Raw genomic sequence first — 18,668 nt, 5'->3', positions numbered from 1 at the left:
ACAATTTATGACAACTAAGCAACCCGACTGGGAGGCGATCGAACGAGCCTACCGTGCCGGTCTGCTTTCCCTGCGCGCCATCGCCGCTGAGCATGGCGTAGCGCACAACACGATCATGAAGCGCGCCGAGAAGGAAGGCTGGCAGCGGGACCTGACGAGCAAGGTCAGATCTGCCGTAAAGGACAAGGTGACCAGAGCGGTGACCACGGATGGTGACCAGAAGAAACTGGTCACTGATGCCGAAATTATCGAGGAAGCATCCGATCAGGCTGCGGCTGTCGTGCTTGCGCACCGTTCTGGCTTGGCGCAGTGGCGCGGCATTGCGAGCAAGCTCAGCACATTCCTCTCCAGCGTCACGGTCACTGAAGAAAACCACGGCGACTTCGCTCGGTCACTCAACGCGGGCGTCGACGCCCAGCTCAAAGTGATCAAGGGCGAGCGCCAAGCATTCAATCTCGATACGGAAGAGGGCGACAAGACAGTCGACACCCTGGCCGCGATGATGGACGAACTATCGAAGGACGCCTGACATGAAGCCCGAGCACATGAAGCTGCTCCGGGATAAGCGTTGGAGGCTCAATAATCTCTACTTCATAACTGACAAAGGCGGGAAGAAAGTCCGCTTCAGGATGACGGACGAGCAGATCGAATACTTCGACGGGATGCACACCCGGAACATCATCCTGAAGGCTCGCCAGCTCGGCTTCACCACTGAGTGCTGCATCATCCAGCTGGACGCGGCTTTGTTCGAGTCGGCCAAGTGCGCGCTTATCGCCCACACCCTGAACGACGCCAAGCGCCTGTTCAGGGAGAAGGTGAAGTACGCCTACGACAACCTGCCGAAAGAGATCCGCGCTGCAAACCCTGCGAGCAACGACGCTGCCGGTGAGCTGGTGTTCAGCAAGGGCGGTTCGCTCTACGTCAGTACCTCGTTTCGGGGCGGCACGCTGCGTTACCTGCACGTCTCCGAGTTCGGGAAGATTTGCGCCAAATTTCCGCACAAGGCGCGCGAGATCGTCACCGGCGCCTTCGAGGCGGTGGCGACTGACTGCTTTGTCACGATCGAATCCACGGCTGAGGGCCGGGCCGGCTACTTCTTCGATTATTCCCAGACTGCCGAGAAGCAGCTGCTGTCAGACACGCCGCTCGGCAAGCTGGACTGGAAGTTCTTCTTTTTCAGTTGGTGGAAAAACAAGGCGTACTGGCTTGACCCCACCGACGCGGTCATCCCGCAGCGCCTGACCGACTACTTCAACGAGCTGTTCGCCAAGCACGGCATCGAGACGAACCCGGGCCAGCGCGCCTGGTACGCCGCCAAGGAGAAGACACTTGGCGACGACATGAAGCGGGAATATCCGTCTCTGTCGGCGGAGGCCTTTCAGCAGTCGATTGAGGGCGCCTACTACGCCAAGCAATTTACGAAGCTCCACGCCGCTCAGCGCATCGGCGCACTACCCGACAACAGCCATCTGCCGGTGCACACGATCTGGGATATCGGCGTCGGCGACTCTACGGCGATCTGGTTTGTCCGGATCGTCGGCGAGGAATACCACGTCATCGACTTCTACGAGAACAGCGGTGAAGGCCTTCGGCATTACATGAAAGCGCTCAAGGATCGCAAATACACGTATGGCGATCACTGGGGTCCGCACGACATCGATAACCGAGAGTTCGGCAGCGACGGCAAGACTCGCCGCGAGCTGGCACGCGAGGGCTACGAGATCGACGGGCAGAAATACAGCCTCAAGTTCAGCGTTGTTCCAAAGCTTGGTATCGACGAAGGCATCGAACAGGTTCGGGAAATCCTTCCGGCCTGCGCCTTCGATGAGTCCAAGTGCGAACTGGGTATCTCCTGTCTGGAGAATTACCGAAAGGAGTGGGACGACAAGCGGGGCTGCTGGAAAGACAAACCCTTACACGACTGGTCATCACACGGCGCGGATGCATTTCGCTACTTCGCTGTTTCGATGGGCAGACGTAAACGCACAGGCGGTGTCCGCCGTATTGGAGGCTTGGCCTGATGCCAGTGCAATCGACAAACCCCGACTACGACGCGCACATCGCGGAGTGGGAGATGATGGACGACGCGCTCGAGGGTGAGTGCGCCGTGAAGCGCAACGAGCGCAATCTGCCCAAGCCGAGCGGAATGGTCGAAGCCGAAAAGCTGGATGGCGCCGGCAACAAGTATCTGTACCAAAACTACACCGACCGCGCTCAATACGAACACTGGGTGCGTGACTCATTGCGTTCGATGATGGGTTTGGTATCTCGGTTGATCCCGGAGATCGAACTGCCCGGCGGCCTGAAAGGACTGGAGGAAAACGCAACTGCGGACGGCTTCGGTCTGAAGCAACTGTTCTTCCGCATGGTGCGCCAGGCTATCTCGCACGGTCGGGTGCCGCTGGTGGTGAACATCGATGATCGCGGCGAGCCGTATTTCTCGACGTATGCCACGCGCAACGCGATCAACTGGGACTCCGCTGATCAAGGCGGCCGGCAGGATCTGGTCCTCTCGGTATTCCGCGAGTTTCGCAAGAAGGGCGGCGATCGATACAGTCATGACTGCGACACTGTGTTCCGTGAGTTCTTCATGCTCAACGAGGTCTGCTACACCGCCGTGCGGAATGAAGGCGGTGAGCTGGTCGAGAACGAAAAGCCGCTGGGCACCACAGGAACGGACAACCGCCTGGTCAAAGGCCTGTCGTACTTGCCGGTGATCTACTGCGGATCGACCGACAACTCGCCGGACGTCGATGAGGTGCCGCTGTTGACGATGGCGCGCGCCGCGTTGAAGTCCTACCAACTGAGCGCTGATTACTTCACTGCCCTGCACCAGACCAGCCACCCTCAGCCGTGGGTGTCTGGACTTGATGAGTCTGTAGAGCTCAGCGTGACCGGGCCATCTGCTGCTTGGGATCTGGGCCCGAATGGCGAGTGCGGTTACCTGGAGTTCCAAGGTGCCGGCATTGAAGCAGTCCGCAAAGCCATGGATGACCAGAAGAACGCCGCGCTTGAGGCTGGCGCCAAGGTTATGGACGTGGGCGGTACTGAGTCGGGAGAGGCGCGAAAAACACGCCAAAACGACCAGCATGCCACGCTGCACAGCATCGTCATCACGGTGGCCGAGGCGGTGGAGCAAGGCCTGCGGTACGCCGCCGAGTGGAAGGGCTACGACCCCAAGCAGGTCAAGTTCAAGGTGACCCCTGAATTCGTGACCCCAACGGTCGACGCCCAGGTGCTCGCGGAACTGCTCAAGGGTGTGATGGCTGGCACGATCAGCGCTGACACCTACTGGCAGTATCTCACTACCGGCAAGCTGCCGGATCGCCCATACGAAGACGAAGCCGACCTGATCAGCGATGAGCGCGAGTCGGCCGGCATCAACCTGGACAAAGAAGATGCCAACGACAAGTCAGGTGCAGGCGGACAGCCAACTACTGGAGCAGACAACCCGCCACTCGGTAATGCTGGAGCGGCTTAAGGCTGGTGAGGTAAAGAAATTCGAGAAGTACCTGCGCCAGATCGACAAACTGGTGCGGGAGCAACTGACACGCAAGGAGCTGACCACCTACAGCCGCGACCGTCTCGAACAGTTTCTGGCGCGAGTGGACGGCAAACTGTTGGAGATCTACAAGGCTTATGGCGACCTGGTGCAGACCGATCTGGTCGATATCGCGCTGTACGAATCGACATTTGAAGCCAAGAGCTTGAGTAATGCGCTGTCAATTGACGCGGTCGTTCCGACCAATACCGTCATCCGTGCAGCGATCTTTTCGTATCCGTTGCAGGTGAAGGGTATCGACGGCGGCAAGCTGTTGAAGAGCTTCGTCAGTGGCTGGACGCGCACCGAGACGATGCGAGTCACGAACACCATTCGACTCGGCTTCGGCCAGGGTCAAACCAACGCCCAGATCATCCAGACGATTCGCGGCACCGCGACGCAAAACTTCACGGACGGCATCCTGGCGGTGAGCAATCGCAACGCCGCCTCTGTGGTGCAGACGGCAATCCAGCATGTGGCCACCACGGCGCGGATGGAAACGCTAAAGGCCAACAGCGACGTGGTTCTGGGCTATCGGTGGGTTTCGACACTCGACCGCAAGACCTCGCAGCAATGCAAAGGATTGGACGGTATGCGCTTCGACCTTGGCAAAGGGCCTCTGCCGCCGGCGCACATCAATTGCCGGTCAACCACGGTGCCGACAACTAGGCTTTCGGAGCTGTTCGCAAAGGACGCCACGCGCGCTTCGGTGGGCGAGAGCGGCGGGACGCAGGTCGACGCCAGCCTGAACTATTACGAGTGGCTGGCAACACAGCCGTCGAGCTTTCAGGATCATGCTCTCGGCCCGGTGCGGGCCAAGTTGTTCCGTGATGGGGGCTGACTCCTGAGAAGTTCGCCAAGCTGCAGCTCGACAAGTCGTTCAAGCCGCTGACGCTGGCGCAGTTGAAGGAAGCAGAGCCTGACATGTTCATCCGAGCAGGCGTTACACTCAGCGCTCAACCAGGTTGAGATAGCGCATGCAGATTATCGTTGAGGACGGGAAGGGTAGGCCGGACGCCAATAGCTTCGTGCCGCTGGATAAGCTGACCTTCTACCGTGACTACTACGGGTTCCGGATACCTGAAGCAGAGGCTGACCAGGTCGAACTTCTGCTGCGCGCTGCAGCCGATATCAACGCTCGCCAATGGAAAGGACGCAAGGCCAATACGAATCAGGCCATGGCCTGGCCACGGCGCGATTGCAAGATCGAATATCAGACGCTGTCCGACACGTTCGTGCCCTTTGAGCTTGAGTGGGGCCAAGTACGGCTGGCAGTTGAGTTATACGCCGCCGAACAGGGCTTCCAGATCGAAGAGCCAACTCACTGCACTGAACCAAACGGCCGGCGGACGCGGCTCAATCGCGCTACCCCGGGCTTTCGCATGCGCCCGCCGCCATACGCGCCGAGTAGGACGCAGTTCGCTGATTACCTTGTCATGCGCGGACTTTCAATAGTTCGGTAAAGCACAGAATTCACACCAAACCGCCCAATGGGCGGTTTTTTATGCCCGCCAGGCGGGCCAACCAATCCCCAGGGGATACCCATGCCATTTGAATTTGACCCAGCCGCCGCTGGCCTCACCCTCGACGCAACTCAGACTGCAGCCCTCCAGGAGGCGCTTGGCGGAAAAGTTCAGGAGTATCTGGACAAGGAAGTAAACGGGCTCAAGTCCAAGAATCAGGAATTGTTGGGCTCCAACCGGACCATCAAAACCGAACTGGACAAGCTGAAAGGTCAGTTTGAAGGCCTGGATATCGACGCGGTTAAAGGCTTGCTCGTCAAGGTCGGTCAGGACGAAGAAACGAAGCTGATTGCAGAGGGCAAGCTCGACGAGGTGATCAACCGCCGCACCGAGCGCCTGCGCACCGACTCCGAGAAGCAAATCAAAGCCGCCAACGAGCGTGCCGACAAGGCCGAAGCCTTCGCTGCCAAGTACAGCGACAAAGTGCTGGCCGACTCCATCCGCGCTGCCGCCATCAAGGCCGGCGCGCTTCCAGAGGCTGCCGAGGACATCATCTTGCGCGCCCGGGGCACTTTCAAACTCAGTGAAGACGGCGAGGCAATCGCCACCGACCGTGACGGCGAGGTCGTTTACGGGAAGGACGGGAAAACCCCGCTGTCGCCGCTCGAATGGGCGGAATCGCTGCGTGAAACAGCAACACACCTTTGGCCAAGGGCTCAGGGTGCCGGTCAGACCGGCGATCAAGGTGGCAAGGCCACGAAGAAATGGGGCGAGTACACCGAGCAGGAGCGCGCCGCGCTGGCCCGGGACAACCCCGACGCATTCAAAAAACTCCAGGCCACCAAAGGAACCTAATCCATGGCAACTACCCAATTGACCGACATCTTCGTCGGCGACTACTACGCCTCCTTGGCGCCGGTTAACAGCCCGGAAAAGACCGCTGTTTACGAATCGGGCATTGTGACCCGCTCGCCTGTGCTGGACGCGATCGCCTCCGGCAGTCAGGGCACCGCGGAGATCAGCTACTGGCAGGATCTCAACGCTGATGAAGCCCCGAACATCAGCAACGACGACCCGAACGACCAAGGCGAAGTTGGCAAAGTCGAGCAGGACAGCATGCGTGCCCGCGTTCTTTACCTCAACAAAGGCTACGGCGTTACCGACCTGACCGCAGAGCTGGCCAACACCGAACCACAGCAGCAGATCCGCAACCGCTTCGGCACCTACTGGACTCGCCAGTGGCAGCGTTACACCCTGGGAGCTGCTCGCGGCATCATCGCCTCGAACATTGCGAATAACGGCGGTGACATGGTCATCGACGCGGGCGCGACCATCAGCGCGAACGCCTTCCAGGATGCTGCGTTCACCGCCGGTGATGCGGCCGACCAGTTTGGCGCGATCGGCGTGCACTCGGTGGTGATGAACCAGATGGTCAAACAGGATCTCATCGAGTACCTGCGCGACTCCGACGGTAAGATCATTCTGGCCACTTACCTGGGCAAGCCGGTGTTCATGGACGATGCCTTGGTATATGGCGCGGGCAAATACCTGTCCGTGTTCTTCGGCCAAGGCGCATTCGGTTATGGCGACGGTACGCCGAAGGTGCCGGTAGAACTCGAGCGTAAGCCAGGTGGCGGCAACGGTGGCGGCGCGGAAGTGCTTTGGGAGCGGAAGACCTACATCCTCCAGCCTGCCGGTTTCAGCTGGAAAGGTTCTGAAGCTCAGAACGCCAGCCCGACCGCGACCCAATACGCCGCCGCCGCCAACTGGCAGCGCGTGTTCAGCCGCAAGCAGGTCCCATTCGCCGCCGTGATCAGCGGTACCACCACGCCGTAACTCGGCCCGCACAACCTGGCGCCCGTCTGGCGCCGGGATGCTTTTGAGGTGACTTATGAAAGTGATCTACACGGACAAGCCGGGCAAAGAGCGCGGCGTGTGCTATCGCCTGTTGAGCGAATTCTTCGGTGTCATCGGCTCCGCCACCGAGGTGGTCGTCGATGGCGATGCACCGGATATCGTCGATGCCTACCAAGCGGCTGGCATCAAGGTCTCGGACGGCAATGAGCAGGAAGCCCCGGAAACCGACCCTCTGAAAATGAAGGTTCCCGAGCTGAAAGAATGGCTGACCGAGAAGGGCATCACCTTCGACGCAACCGCCAAGAAAGAAGACCTGCAGGCGTTGGTGCCGGCGGAATAAGGACGAGCACATGACCGACTTCATCACCGTCGCCGATGTTGACGCCCAGCTTGGTCCTGGCTGGGCTGGCACCGGTGATCCGGCCCTTGCCGTGACCATGGCCAATGCCTGGCTCACGACCAAGATTAAGCGGGCTGTTCCAGATCCGGTTCCGGCCGAGATCAAAACAGCCGGCGCTCAGGTCGCCAAAGAGGCGGCGGCGGGCAAGCTGTACACGTCCACGCAGAAGGAAGTGCAGAGCAAGACCGTATCGGCTCAGTCCGGCACGTCAGTGAGCAAGACCTACGTGGCTGGCTCTACCGATCAGTCAGCGGGCGTAAATTTCGCCTTGGCACTGCTCGATCCGTGGATCAAGCGCTCCGGCGTAATGATGCTCAAGAGGATCTGATCATGGGCATGCGCGAAGAGCTCCAGGCTGAAATGGCTGAAGCGTTCGATGATCCTGATGGCCTTGCCGATGCGGTGAAGCCAGTGACAGGTGTGCGCAAGGTTGCGGGCGAGTATGACCCTGATCTGGGCGGTGCACCCGAAGTGACCACCACCTACGGCGGTCGTGGAGTATTTGGCAGCTACTTGGCCAAGGAAATCGACGGGTCATTGATCCAGACAACCGACGAAAAGCTGCTGATCTTGCAGAACGAGTTGTACCTCACTGTTGAGGGAGTGCCGACAGCGATGATTGCCGAGCCGAAAATCGGCGACATCATCGACAGAAAGCGCGCTCTGAACGTCAGCCAGGACCCAGTTGGCGCCACCTGGACAATTCAACTGAGGGTTTGAAGATGGCATCCAAGTACGGCGGACAGTCCGGTAGCTTTGCACTGAGCCTTGCCGAATTCGCAGCCAAAGCCACGGAAGCCATCGACGCCAGTCTTCGCGAGATCATCATCGAGCTCGGTAACAGCGTCATTCGTATGTCACCAGTGGGCAACCCCGAAATCTGGGCGGCGAACATCGTTCATCGCGAAGCGAACACCCGGGCGGCAGACGATTACGACTTCAAGGTCAACGTCCGCAATACGATCATCAATCTTGACGAGTCGAACTTCACGAAGGCCGGCAAGCTCCGCAGCGGTGTGAAATACGCCAAGCCGCTGACCAAGGCTGAGCGTGAACAGAATTTCAACGTGAACGGACTGGTCTCTGGCAAGGGTTACGTCGGCGGCCGGTTCCGCGGCAACTGGATGTTCAGCATCGGCGCGCCCGACAGCACCACGACGGAAGAAGTCGATCCGAGCGGTGCCAAATCAACGGCGCGAATCGTTGCCGGTGCCATTGAGTTCAAAGCAGGGGATACCTGCTACATCACCAACAGCCTTGGTTACGCGATTCCGCTGGAGTTCGGGCATTCCACCCAAGCGCCGGGCGGCATGGTTCGCATCACTGTGGCTCGCTTCCAGCAGATCGTGCTTGAGGCCATCAGGAACAATCAGGTATGAGCCACAACGTCATTGCTTCGATCTACGAAGCCAAGCTGATCGCCTGGGCAAAAGCGTTGCCGAATCCGCTGAAGGTCGTGGTCGAGAACGAGGCCTTTACTCCCGGCGACGACGCCACTTACCTGAGGGCTTTCACGCTACCGGCCGACACCGCGAGCAACACACTCGGCGGTGACCACAGGCTTTTCACTGGAGTATTTCAGGTCAGCATCGTGACGCCCTCAGGCAAGTACCGCGGCGCAGCTGGAGCGCTGGCGGATCAGATCGCCGCGCTTTTCCCGCTGTATGAGCGAAACACGAAAGGGGCACTCACCGTTGTGACGTTGACGCCGGTTGACCAGGGGCCAGGCATTCCCGGCGACACAAATTTCGTAGTGCCGGTGTCTTTCCAGTACCGCGCTGACACCACAACTTAATCCGCCCATTGGGCAACCCCCAGAACCCGCCATTGAGCGGGTTTTGTCATTTCTGCAAAGAGGAAAACCCATGAGCGCAATTCTCCCCAACGGCTCCATTCTCGAGATCGCCGCGATTTTCAGTGCGTTGAAGCCAGTAACTGCTATCAGCAACGCCAATCCGGCTGTCGCCACTGCGGCAGCGCACGGCCTCGCGGACGGCGATGTGATCGTCGTTAAGTCCGGCTGGACCCGTCTGAATGACAAAATCGCGCGGATAGCCGAATCCGATTCGGGCACGTTCGAGCTCGAAGGCATCAACACCACCAATACCGTTGTTTACACTGCGGGCGCGGGCGCCGGATCGGTGCGCGCCGCGAGTGGCTGGGCGCAAATCAGCCAGATCACCGATAGCTCGAGTTCTGGTGGCGAGCAGCAGTTCACGACCTTCGGTTTCTTGGAAGAATCCGACGATCGTCAGCTGCCTACCACGAAGTCGCCGATCAGCATGTCCATAACCGTTGCAGATGATCCGGATCTGCCGTACGTGGCCGTGGTGGAGACTGCCGACGAAGACCGCGCGCCCCGAGTGCTGCGTCTGACCCTGCCTAACGGGTCTGTCATCTATTACAACGCGTACGTGTCGATCACCTCGACTCCGACGCTGTCCCGCAACAACATCATGACCCGCACCATCACGCTGTCGCTGGCTGCGCGCCCGACTCGTTACGCGGCGGCGGTGTAACCCATGGCTAAATTCAAGATCGCCCAAAACCCGACGTTCAAAGCTGACGTGGATATTCCTCGCGTCGGCGGCACCACGATCAAGGTGCCGTTTGAATTCAAGTACCGCGATCGCAGGGACCTCGCGAAGCTTTTCGCTGGCTGGCAGGAGAGCGCGAAGGAAGACCGAGAGCGTTTCAAGGCCAAGGGTGACGACCTCACTCTGATCGAGATCACCGACTCTCACGTCGAGCGGCAGGTCGAGCAGGTGACTCAACTGGTCACCGGCTGGGGCTTTGAAGACAAGCTGAGCCCCGAATCGATTCGCGCCCTGGTGGAAACCTCGGCCGGGGCCGGCGATGCGATTGTCGATGCCTATCAAAAGGCATTCTCAGCAGTACGCCTGGGAAACTGACGAAGGTCGCCCGCCTGATGTACGAGCCTGGTCCGTCTGAGGCAGATCTGGCGGCGTTCGGCTTATCCATCTCTGACATCCCCGAGGAAGAGTGCGAAGTGCTGGCCGAAAACTGGCCGACCTTCGTGCTCTTCAACGCCATGTCCACGCAGTGGCGCACGGGCATGGGCGGGGCTACCGGCCTTGATTACACGGCTCTTCGAGACGTCTCCGACTTTGTCGGCACATCCAGAAAACAACTCAGAGAGATCTTCCCAGACCTTCAGGCTATGGAGGTCGAGGCCCTGCTCGTCATGAGCGAATCAAAGTAATGGAGCACTCATGTCGGGCACTATCGCGCAGTTAGGCATCGAGGTTGACTCGGGCGATGCGGTCAAGGCTGCAACTGACCTGGATAAATTGGTCGATGCGGGCAAGGACGCGGAGGAAGCGGCAAAGCGAACTGGCTCAGCCTGGGAGCAAGCCCTTGCCGGGATGGCAGGTGACACCAAGCAGATCGTGAAAGAGTTGCAGGCTCTTAACGCGAAGCAGGACACCACCGCTCAACTGATGGCGACGGTGGGACGCTCGCTTGCGGAGGTTACGCAGGGACTGAAATCCACTACGGCGGCAACTACTGAACTCAGCACTGCTGAAGTAAAGTTGGGAGAGTCGTCCGAGGATGCAAAAAGTCGTCTTTTGGCAATGGCCAAAGCGTCTTTGGAGTCGAGCGACTACTACCAGCGCTTGACCACCAGCATGGAGACCAATACGGCGGCAATGGATGCTTCCGGATCTTCGGCCAGCAGTTTGGCGGCGCTTGCTCGTCGCCTGAAGGCTGATTCGGATGCACTGGTCGGGTCAACGGACAAGCAAGCCGACGCGGCGAAAAAGGCGGCGGCTGCCACCGGTGTTCAGGCAGAAGGTCTGCAAGCGCTGCTGGGTAAGATCAATCCCGCGATCGCCGCGCTCGACAAGCTGGATCAGCAGCAGGCGCAGCTGCAGAAGTACAAGGCTGCCGGGCTGATTGATGCCGATACGTTCCGGGAGTACTCCGCTCGTATCGATGCCTCTCGGCAGAAGCTGGGCGACTTTGATGAAGGGCTGAAAAAGACCGGTGTCAGCTCGAAGCAAACCGAGGCTGCGCTGCGTCAATTGCCTGCGCAGTTCACGGATATTTTTACCAGCCTGGCCGGCGGACAAAACCCGCTCTTGGTGCTCATCCAGCAGGGTGGGCAGATCAAGGATTCGTTCGGTGGTGTGGGCGCTACCTTTGATGCCCTCGGGGCCAGAATTAAGTCCCTCTTCACTGGCGGTGCAGGAGCGGCGGTGCTTGGCGAGTCTTTGGCCGGGATCGCCGTCAATGCCAAGGATATGGCCGAGAGCACCGGGAAAGCAGGCGAAAGTCTGTCTGATCTGGCCGAAGGCGCAAACACCGCAGCTGACGCGACTAAAAATGCCAAGGAAGCTACTGACGCTCTCAGAGCCGCAACGCCTCCGCTAGGGGTTGGGCTTGGGTTGATTCTTGGCGGTGCCGTTGTTGCAGCCGCAGCCATTGCGGCTTTGGGTCTCGCGTACAAGCAGGGCAGTGCTGAGTCCACCGCTTACACTACTGCGCTGGCGATGACGGGAAATACTGCTGGCACAACGGCCGCTCAACTCAGCGTGATGGCCAAATCTGTATCCGAATCGAACGGAACCATCAATGAAGCCGCTGCGAGTCTGGCACTGCTCGCAGCGTCGACGAGGATTCCGGTCACCTCGTTCGAGATGATTGCCACCGCCGCCGCGAACTTTGAGGACGCCACTGACAAAGCAGCCTCAGAAACCGTAGCCAACTTTGAGAAGATCGCCAAAGACCCCGTGAAGGCAGTCATTGCCCTCAACGAGTCGATGAACTTCCTCACGGTCAGCACGTATGAGCAGATCACTTCGCTTGAGCGCCAAGGGCGAACCCAAGAAGCTGCGACAGTTGCGAGCAAGGCTTATGCGGACTCGCTGAACACTGTTTCTGCGAACGTGAAAGCGAACCTCGGCGTTATTGAGGCTGCTTGGAAGGATGTCGCGGACGGCGCCAAAGGTGCTTGGGATGCGATGCTTAATGTCGGTCGAGAAAAGTCCTTTGCTGACAAAATGTCAGACCTTGAAAAGCGCATAGCCGACTTCAAGGCGCAGGGCGAGAGCGTCGGCGGTAGCTATGGTGCGTCCCTTGCGGCGAATGGCGTTGCGAAGCTTGAAGCCGAAAAGACCCAGCTCCTTCTCGAAAAGGGTGAGCAGGATCGCCGGGCTGCCGCGAAGGGGTTTGCGCAGCAGCAGGAACAGAAAGCGCTTTCGGCGGCAGAGCACATTGGCAAAGTTCGCGATAGCTTCCAGAGCAACGAACAGAAGCGCGACAAGGAAATACTGGATTACCGAAAACGCGTCGAGGAGTTGCGGAAGAATAATGCGGCGAGCCCGCTACTCGATGAGAAGCTGGTCGCGCAAGATATCCAGAACATCAAGAACAAGTACAAAGATCCCAAGGCCCCATCTGCTGGCGCCGTTGACCTTACCGGTTACAACGCTGCGCAGAACGCCCTCAAGGAAATCCAGGCCGAATACGCGAACACCCAGAAACAACTGGATGCCGCACAGAAGGCCGGGCTGATCTCGCAGCAGGAATATCTGCTGAAGCGCGAAGCGTTGATCGGCAACGAGAAGGACGAGGTCGCGAGCGCTTATGAGGCCGAGATTGGAGCGCTTGAAGCGGCGAAGGCCAAGGCCAGCACCACGGCCGAGCAGCGTATCCAGCTTGACCAGAAGATCGCCGATGCGCGCACTGACATGGTCAAGGCGCAGAAGGCTGCGGACAGCGAACTGGATGTGTTGGCGAAGAATGAACAAGGCCGGCTCAGGAAGCAGGAGCAGGCAGTTCAGACCTACACCAACGCATTGCAGCAGCAAGTTGATACCTTGCGCGAACAAGGCCAGCGTGCCGCTGCGGGACTTGGTCAAGGGGACCGGCAGCGCGGCCTGACGGATCAGCAGAACGCCATCGACGACCGCTTCAATTCACAGAAGCTCGATCTGGCCAACCAGTATGGCGATGGCTCGCGCGGCATGAGCCTCGACGAGTACACCCAAAAACTGGCGGCGCTCAAAGCCACGCAGAAGGATCTGCACGACACGGTTCAAGCCAACTATGACGAAATGACTGCCGCCCAGGGTGACTGGAGCGCCGGCGCGTCGTCGGCGTGGCAGAACTACCTGGAATCGGCCCGAGATGTCGCCGGTCAAACCAAAAGCCTTTTCACCAACGCCTTCAGTTCGATGGAAGACGCGATCGTCAATTTCGCCATGACCGGGAAGCTGTCGTTCGCCGACTTCACCAAATCGATTCTGGCCGACATGACGCGCATTGCTACCCGGCAGGCCAGCTCTGCGTTGCTGAACAGCCTGGTGGGCGCCGCTACCAGTTACTTCACGGGGGTGGGGCGACGGCGTCTGCAACGGCAGGCGGGGCGGAGGCTGGGGCTCAGAGTTTTGGCAGTCAGTTTGATGCCAGCTCTGCGTCCGTGTCTTTCGGTGGCGGTCGTGCTGTTGGCGGTGCTGTCGAACCGAACACTTTCTATGAGGTTAACGAAAAGGGGCCTGAGCTTTTCAATCAGGGCGGCAGGTCTTACCTCATGACTGGCGCGAATGGCGGCAGCGTAACGCCACTGACTTCAGGTGGTGGGCCGGCGCTGGCCGCAATGTCCGGTACCGGTAGCGGCAACACCTACAACTTCCCTGTGGCGGTCTCGGTACAGACGTCGGCCGGCGAGGGCAGCGGGGTCTCGCAAGAGGCATCGACCCAGCTCGGCAAAGGCATCCAGCAGGCTGCAAAAACTGAAGCGGAAACTGCAATTGCCCGAGCTCTACAGCCAGGCGGTTCGATCTGGCGCCTGACAAATGGGAGAGGCTGATGGCCATCGAAAAATTCACTTGGCCAGCCGAGCGCGGCGGCACACCCGAGATTGCTTATCGGGTGCGCACCGCCCAATTCGGCGGCGGATATGCGCAGAACGTCGGTGACGGGCCAAACAACAAGGAGGACTCCTACCCGATCACCTTCACCGGTCAGAAGGCCAAGGTGCTGGAGATCATGGACTTCCTCGATCGGCACGCCGGGGCCAAGGCGTTTCTCTGGACAACGCCCCTCGGCCAACTCGGTCTGTTCACCTGCAAAAATCCCGCTCCCACGCCAATGGGTGGTGGCGTGTTCAAACTCACAGCCACGTTCGAGCGTGCATTTCAACCCTAGGAGCGATCATGTCGCTGATCAGTGACATCCAGGTGCTTGAGCCTGGCAGCGAAGTGCTGCTCTTTGAATTGGACGGCACGGACTACGGCGCAGACGTTCTGCGCTTCCACGGGCACGCCATTCCGCACACTGCGGCCGAGCTGATCGCCGCCGGTGCCAATGCTGACCAACTGCCGGCGAAAGCGATTTACTGGCAGGGCAATGAGTACAGCGCCTGGCCAATGCAGATCGATGGCATCGAGGCGAACGGCGACGGCACTGCGGTGCGGCCGAATCTTTCAGTCGGCAACGTCAACGGACGAATCACCGCGCTGTGTCTGGCCTTCGAGGATCTGCTCGAGTTCAAGCTGACGATGCGTCACACGCTCGGCACCTACCTCGACGCGGCGAACTTTCCCGCCGGCAACCCAACTGCTGACCCAACCCAAGAGACGATTGAGGTCTGGTACATCGACCAGAAGACAAACGAGGACGGGGAGACGGTCAGCTGGGAGCTGGCCAGCCCGGGCGACGTCGGCAACGAGTCCATCGGCCGCCAGGCCACGACGCTGTGCCACTGGTGCCTCACCGGTGGTTACCGTGGGCCGAGCTGCGGCTACATCGGGCCGTACGTGACCAAGGACGGCATCGTCACCGACAACCCGGAGCTGGACGAGTGCGACGCCACCCTGGGCAAGGGCTGCATTCCTCGTTTCGGAGAGGGCAACCCGCTGCCGTTCGGTGGCTTCCCTGCCGTTTCGCTGATCGCACGGAGCTGACATGCGCAAACACATTCTGAGCGCGATCCAGGCTCACGCGGCGGCCGAGTACCCGAAAGAGTGTTGTGGGCTGCTGCTGGCAATCGGACGCAAGCAGCAATACTTCCCTTGCCGCAATGTCTCAACCGAGCCGAACGAAGAGTTTCGAATCGACCCGGAGGAATACGCCAAAGCCGAAGATGTCGGCGAAGTGATCGGAGTGGTTCATTCACATCCGGATGCGACCAGCAGGCCGTCACCGCGCGACCTAGCCATGTGTGAGGCCACCGCGCTGCCGTGGCACATTCTCAGTTGGCCGGAAGGTGACCTCAGAACGGTCGTGCCCACCGGTGATGTGCCGCTGCTCAAACGTCCATTCGTTCACGGCGCGTGGGACTGCTGGCAAGTCTGCGCAGATTGGTACAAGCGCGATTGGGGGCTGGAGTTCGAAGCCTTCAAGCGCGCCGACGGCTGGTGGGAGAACAAGGACAACACCAGTCTGTACGAAGCGAACTACGAGGCCGCCGGCTTCTACCGGGTCGATCAACCGCAGCGCGGCGACATGATCGTGATGGAGGTGGGGCGGACGGTTTACCCGAACCATGCTGGGATCTTCCTCGGCGCTGATCCGGCACTGCCTGGTGAAGATGCTGCCACATTTGGCCCCGGGCCGTTCCTGCTGCACCACCTTTACGGCAGGCCGTCGGAGGTCATTGTTTTCGGCGGGCCGTGGCTCGACCGGACGCGCCTGGTGTTGCGCCACAAGAGTGCACCGCCAAACCCTTAAAATTGAATATGTGCTGGAGAAAAATATGGGCGAGATTAATCATGGTTTATCTGAAAAATTAGAAGATCTGAAGCGAGAAATTTGCGACCTGAAGGCCCAACTCGATCAAGAGTCAGGCCAACGAGCTCTAGCCGAAGATCATCTTTCTTCTCGGATTGATGAGCTTTCGGAATTGATCGTCAGCAGGCGTGCTCCTTAGCACTTTCTTCTTTAGCCAACTGCTCAATTTGGGAAATGGTTAAGTCTGCGATTGGAGATGTTGGCCTTACCCAAATCTGGGTTTTGGTTCCTGTCTCGATGCTTTCAAGAGAAACCAGAAGGCGACCGTCTCGGGCTATGCCTACGTGTGTAATGTTGAATGACATTTGACCTCCAGGTCCTATCCGCGCCGAAATTGGCGCAATCCCAGTCCTTGGGCTTGCAGGCAAAGGACTGGGGAATCCCTCAGTCTGTTGTCTGAGTCTTGACGATCAGCTGCCACTGCACTGGAACCGATAGGTTGGTGTGCTGGTGCCGATTTTGTGGCGGGAATTTATCGCCCTTATTGGAGGTGATTTCATCGCCGCAACCTGTGCACCGATAAATGCCAGAAGCCGGAACAACTGCGCCAGTGCCGTAAACGTATTGCCACTCCTCAACCTTATCAAGAATCGTCGGCGCAATCTTCCTGATGTAGTGAGCCGTGTTCGCAATGACCTCTGCCATCTTCAATCCCTCGAATGGGTTTGCTCGAGGCGTAACGCTACTACGGGGTTCTGCGTCGCGGTTACTGGCTTTTCATCCATGCTGGATGCCTCGCCAGGTTCAATCCACGCAACGATTTTCCCCACCTGAACAGGAAGTTGCATTAGTACTTCAAGGAGCGGCGGCCTCCGCTCTCCAACTTCCGGATTGTGATTTGAAATTGCGGCGTACCAGTACTCACGTGAGTTGTGCGCTCGGGTTCCATGGTCGGTTACGTAGTCAAGCCAATTCATGTCCAATGTCCAGAACATCGAAGAAAACACCTCAAAGACAGGTATTCTATGGTGCGGTCTAGGAATGATTGTCTCTACAAAGCGCCTTGAGTCATCAATCGAGTTAGCCCCAAAGAAGGCCTGCATGCGTGAGGTATATGCTGAAAAAGCAGGTTCTTTTTTGATTGTTTCCAATAAGTACTCACGCTGTTCGGCGTCGCTCATTTTCTCGAATGGAACTGTTTGTATGGCATCCCAATAAGCAGATCCAAACCGAGATAGGCCTCGACTGTCGAGTTCTATCGACTGACCTTCAATCAGCCTCAAGTCGCGATCTGCATGATAAAAACGATGTAGTCCCAAGTTTTGATTCTCGAACTAGATTTGAATAATTGAGCACCAATTCGGCTAGCGCTCTTGTATGTTCACCGCCAATATTACAGTCAGCTATTTCAGGATGAGGAACAATCTACAGTATTGTCAGTTCGCCGGTGCCATGCTGGCGTTTTTGCTTTCCGGTTGTGCAGGGACGATTTTTCCGTATGACGAAGCCAGGGAAGTATGGCTGGGATGATCGAGGACGGAACGGGCCGCCTGATTTACTTCAGACTAGTGGACGTGGCGATTGTCGAAGTGCTCACCATTCTTGCGATTTTTAAATGACGTTTCTTGACAGGTTGGTTTTTTGTCGCCAGCACCCAGTGCTACATTGCCCGCAAATCCACAGGAGTGACCTTTATGAAATTGATCGTAGGAGCACTGGCGGTAGCGATGTTGGCGGGGTGCTCTTCACCATCTGACTTGATGGCGTCGGCGCCGTCGATAACCGTCTCTTCGGCGAAGACCCCGAAAGCGATCGCGCTGTGTGTTTTCCCTGCATGGCAGGAGCACAACTCGAACGCAAGCATGAGTGAAACAGCCAGTGGTTACAGGCTTGTTAACGGTTTTGCTCAACAAACAGACGATGTGCTCGATATCACTTCCGCCAAAACGGGCTCCGTTGCGAAGCTCTATCAGCGAGTGGCTTGGTCTCAAATCGGAAGGGGCGATTTGAGAGAGTCGCTTCAGAAATGCAAATAATCTAAAGCCGCCGCGAGGCGGTTTTTTTATGGGTGGACTCAAGAGTGGCAGAATTCCCTCACAAGACCGGCATGACGGTCATAAAGCTTTCAGGTTCTCTCGCGCAGAAGTTTGGCAGAGTTCACTCCAAACAAATCGATTCAGGCTCAAGCCGTGAGGCTTTCAAGTCTTTGAGTTGCACAATCGATGGATTTGAATCTGAAATCAGGCGGCTAGCCGCTTTGGGTATGCGTTTTGCGGTATTCAGAAACCGCGTCAATGTTGGCGAGCCGGATTTGGATCTCGGCGGCACTCGGGAAATCAGGATCGTGCCAGTCGTCGAAGGCAGTAAGCGTGCCGGGGTTTTGCAGACTGTCGTCGGCGTGGTATTGCTGGCCATCTCGTACGCGCTTCCTTTTACCGCGCCATATCTGACCCCGGCGGGTATTGGACTTATTGCCGGCGGCGTCATCCAAATGCTCAGCCCGCAAGCCTCTGGCCTGAAGCAAAGCGCATCCCCCGAGAACTCCCCGTCCTACGCCTTCGGTAGTGCCAAAAACACCACAGCCAGCGGTAACCCGGTACCGATCTGCATCGGCGAACGCCGGTGGGGTGGGATGATCATCTCGGCTTCGATCCTGGCTGAAGACAAAGTGTAATCAGGAAGCAGCACACCAACCGCCCGCGAGGCGGTT

24 protein-coding genes and 1 pseudogene are annotated in these 18,668 nt (G+C 58.4%); 23 read left to right on the top strand and 2 right to left on the bottom strand.

Features of this window, described 5'->3' with window-relative positions:
• Positions 1-7: 7 nt before the first annotated feature.
• The 21 genes and pseudogenes from JFT87_RS19675 to JFT87_RS19580 all read left to right on the top strand — a co-directional run bounded on the left by JFT87_RS19675 (position 8) and on the right by JFT87_RS19580 (position 16,157).
• A complete protein-coding gene (locus JFT87_RS19675; protein WP_201203901.1) occupies positions 8-529 on the top strand; it encodes a hypothetical protein in 522 nt (173 codons plus the stop codon).
• 1 nt (position 530) lies between these two features.
• Positions 531-2,021 (top strand): terminase, encoded by a 1,491-nt coding sequence (locus JFT87_RS19670; RefSeq protein WP_201203900.1) that lies wholly within the window; start codon positions 531-533, stop codon positions 2,019-2,021.
• Positions 2,021-3,481 (top strand): DUF4055 domain-containing protein, encoded by a 1,461-nt coding sequence (locus JFT87_RS19665; protein ID WP_201203899.1) that lies wholly within the window; start codon positions 2,021-2,023, stop codon positions 3,479-3,481. The genes JFT87_RS19670 and JFT87_RS19665 overlap by 1 nt, the downstream gene beginning before the upstream one ends.
• Positions 3,417-4,510 (top strand): annotated as a pseudogene (locus JFT87_RS19660) (minor capsid protein). Before JFT87_RS19665 ends, JFT87_RS19660 begins: the two are co-directional and overlap by 65 nt.
• 8 nt (positions 4,511-4,518) lie before the next feature.
• Positions 4,519-5,004 (top strand): DnaT-like ssDNA-binding protein, encoded by a 486-nt coding sequence (locus tag JFT87_RS19655; protein ID WP_201203898.1) that lies wholly within the window; start codon positions 4,519-4,521, stop codon positions 5,002-5,004.
• An 81-nt stretch (positions 5,005-5,085) separates the two neighbouring features.
• A complete protein-coding gene (locus JFT87_RS19650; RefSeq protein WP_201205289.1) occupies positions 5,086-5,859 on the top strand; it encodes a hypothetical protein in 774 nt (257 codons plus the stop codon).
• Positions 5,860-5,862: 3 nt separating this feature from the next.
• The gene (locus tag JFT87_RS19645; protein ID WP_201203897.1) at positions 5,863-6,840 is read left to right on the top strand and encodes a major capsid protein; all 978 of its coding nucleotides are present in this window, start codon (positions 5,863-5,865) and stop codon (positions 6,838-6,840) included.
• Positions 6,841-6,895: 55 nt separating this feature from the next.
• A complete protein-coding gene (locus tag JFT87_RS19640; protein WP_201203895.1) occupies positions 6,896-7,201 on the top strand; it encodes a HeH/LEM domain-containing protein in 306 nt (101 codons plus the stop codon).
• Positions 7,202-7,211: 10 nt separating this feature from the next.
• Positions 7,212-7,589 (top strand): hypothetical protein, encoded by a 378-nt coding sequence (locus JFT87_RS19635; RefSeq protein ID WP_201203893.1) that lies wholly within the window; start codon positions 7,212-7,214, stop codon positions 7,587-7,589.
• A 2-nt stretch (positions 7,590-7,591) separates the two neighbouring features.
• Positions 7,592-7,981 (top strand): hypothetical protein, encoded by a 390-nt coding sequence (locus tag JFT87_RS19630; RefSeq protein WP_201203891.1) that lies wholly within the window; start codon positions 7,592-7,594, stop codon positions 7,979-7,981.
• Positions 7,982-7,983: 2 nt separating this feature from the next.
• Entirely contained in the window at positions 7,984-8,640 is a 657-nt protein-coding gene (locus tag JFT87_RS19625) for a hypothetical protein (protein ID WP_201203889.1), read from the top strand.
• Positions 8,637-9,056: a phage tail terminator-like protein gene (locus JFT87_RS19620; RefSeq protein WP_201203887.1), complete on the top strand. Its 420-nt coding sequence runs from the start codon at positions 8,637-8,639 to the stop codon at positions 9,054-9,056. Before JFT87_RS19625 ends, JFT87_RS19620 begins: the two co-directional genes overlap by 4 nt.
• A gap of 70 nt (positions 9,057-9,126) precedes the next feature.
• Positions 9,127-9,780 (top strand): phage tail protein, encoded by a 654-nt coding sequence (locus tag JFT87_RS19615; RefSeq protein ID WP_201203884.1) that lies wholly within the window; start codon positions 9,127-9,129, stop codon positions 9,778-9,780.
• Positions 9,781-9,783: 3 nt separating this feature from the next.
• Positions 9,784-10,173 carry a phage tail assembly chaperone gene (locus tag JFT87_RS19610; RefSeq protein WP_201203881.1) on the top strand — a complete coding sequence of 130 codons (390 nt, stop codon included), beginning with the start codon at positions 9,784-9,786 and terminating at the stop codon, positions 10,171-10,173.
• A 17-nt stretch (positions 10,174-10,190) separates the two neighbouring features.
• Positions 10,191-10,484 (top strand): DUF1799 domain-containing protein, encoded by a 294-nt coding sequence (locus JFT87_RS19605; protein WP_201203880.1) that lies wholly within the window; start codon positions 10,191-10,193, stop codon positions 10,482-10,484.
• Between the two features lie 10 nt (positions 10,485-10,494).
• Positions 10,495-13,821 carry a phage tail tape measure protein gene (locus JFT87_RS19600; RefSeq protein ID WP_242487275.1) on the top strand — a complete coding sequence of 1,109 codons (3,327 nt, stop codon included), beginning with the start codon at positions 10,495-10,497 and terminating at the stop codon, positions 13,819-13,821.
• Positions 13,818-14,096: a hypothetical protein gene (locus tag JFT87_RS28475; RefSeq protein WP_242487274.1), complete on the top strand. Its 279-nt coding sequence runs from the start codon at positions 13,818-13,820 to the stop codon at positions 14,094-14,096. Before JFT87_RS19600 ends, JFT87_RS28475 begins: the two co-directional genes overlap by 4 nt.
• The gene (locus JFT87_RS19595; RefSeq protein WP_201203878.1) at positions 14,096-14,434 is read left to right on the top strand and encodes a phage tail protein; all 339 of its coding nucleotides are present in this window, start codon (positions 14,096-14,098) and stop codon (positions 14,432-14,434) included. Before JFT87_RS28475 ends, JFT87_RS19595 begins: the two co-directional genes overlap by 1 nt.
• Positions 14,435-14,442: 8 nt before the next feature.
• Positions 14,443-15,192: a phage minor tail protein L gene (locus tag JFT87_RS19590; protein WP_201203876.1), complete on the top strand. Its 750-nt coding sequence runs from the start codon at positions 14,443-14,445 to the stop codon at positions 15,190-15,192.
• A gap of 1 nt (position 15,193) precedes the next feature.
• Complete coding sequence (locus tag JFT87_RS19585; protein ID WP_201203874.1) at positions 15,194-15,958, top strand: C40 family peptidase; 765 nt, start codon at positions 15,194-15,196, stop codon at positions 15,956-15,958.
• A gap of 25 nt (positions 15,959-15,983) precedes the next feature.
• Entirely contained in the window at positions 15,984-16,157 is a 174-nt protein-coding gene (locus tag JFT87_RS19580) for a hypothetical protein (protein ID WP_201203872.1), read from the top strand.
• Positions 16,158-16,402: 245 nt separating this feature from the next.
• Here the strand turns inward: JFT87_RS19580 and JFT87_RS19575 are convergent, their stop codons facing one another.
• Positions 16,403-16,663: a protein L gene (locus JFT87_RS19575; protein ID WP_201203869.1), complete on the bottom strand. Its 261-nt coding sequence runs from the start codon at positions 16,661-16,663 to the stop codon at positions 16,403-16,405.
• 2 nt (positions 16,664-16,665) lie between these two features.
• Positions 16,666-17,241: a hypothetical protein gene (locus tag JFT87_RS19570; protein WP_201203867.1), complete on the bottom strand. Its 576-nt coding sequence runs from the start codon at positions 17,239-17,241 to the stop codon at positions 16,666-16,668.
• A 411-nt stretch (positions 17,242-17,652) separates the two neighbouring features.
• Here JFT87_RS19570 and JFT87_RS19565 point away from each other — a divergent pair, with 411 nt between their 5' ends.
• Both JFT87_RS19565 and JFT87_RS19560 read left to right on the top strand, forming a co-directional pair.
• Positions 17,653-17,994 (top strand): hypothetical protein, encoded by a 342-nt coding sequence (locus tag JFT87_RS19565; protein WP_008076930.1) that lies wholly within the window; start codon positions 17,653-17,655, stop codon positions 17,992-17,994.
• A gap of 71 nt (positions 17,995-18,065) precedes the next feature.
• Positions 18,066-18,632 carry a tail assembly protein gene (locus JFT87_RS19560; protein ID WP_201205287.1) on the top strand — a complete coding sequence of 189 codons (567 nt, stop codon included), beginning with the start codon at positions 18,066-18,068 and terminating at the stop codon, positions 18,630-18,632.
• Positions 18,633-18,668 lie beyond the last annotated feature (36 nt).

This window comes from Pseudomonas sp. TH15, from assembly GCF_016651105.1.
Classification (GTDB): domain Bacteria; phylum Pseudomonadota; class Gammaproteobacteria; order Pseudomonadales; family Pseudomonadaceae; genus Aquipseudomonas.
The sequence above is the reverse complement of the archived record's forward strand: the minus strand, read 5'-3'. Positions and strand labels throughout refer to the sequence as shown.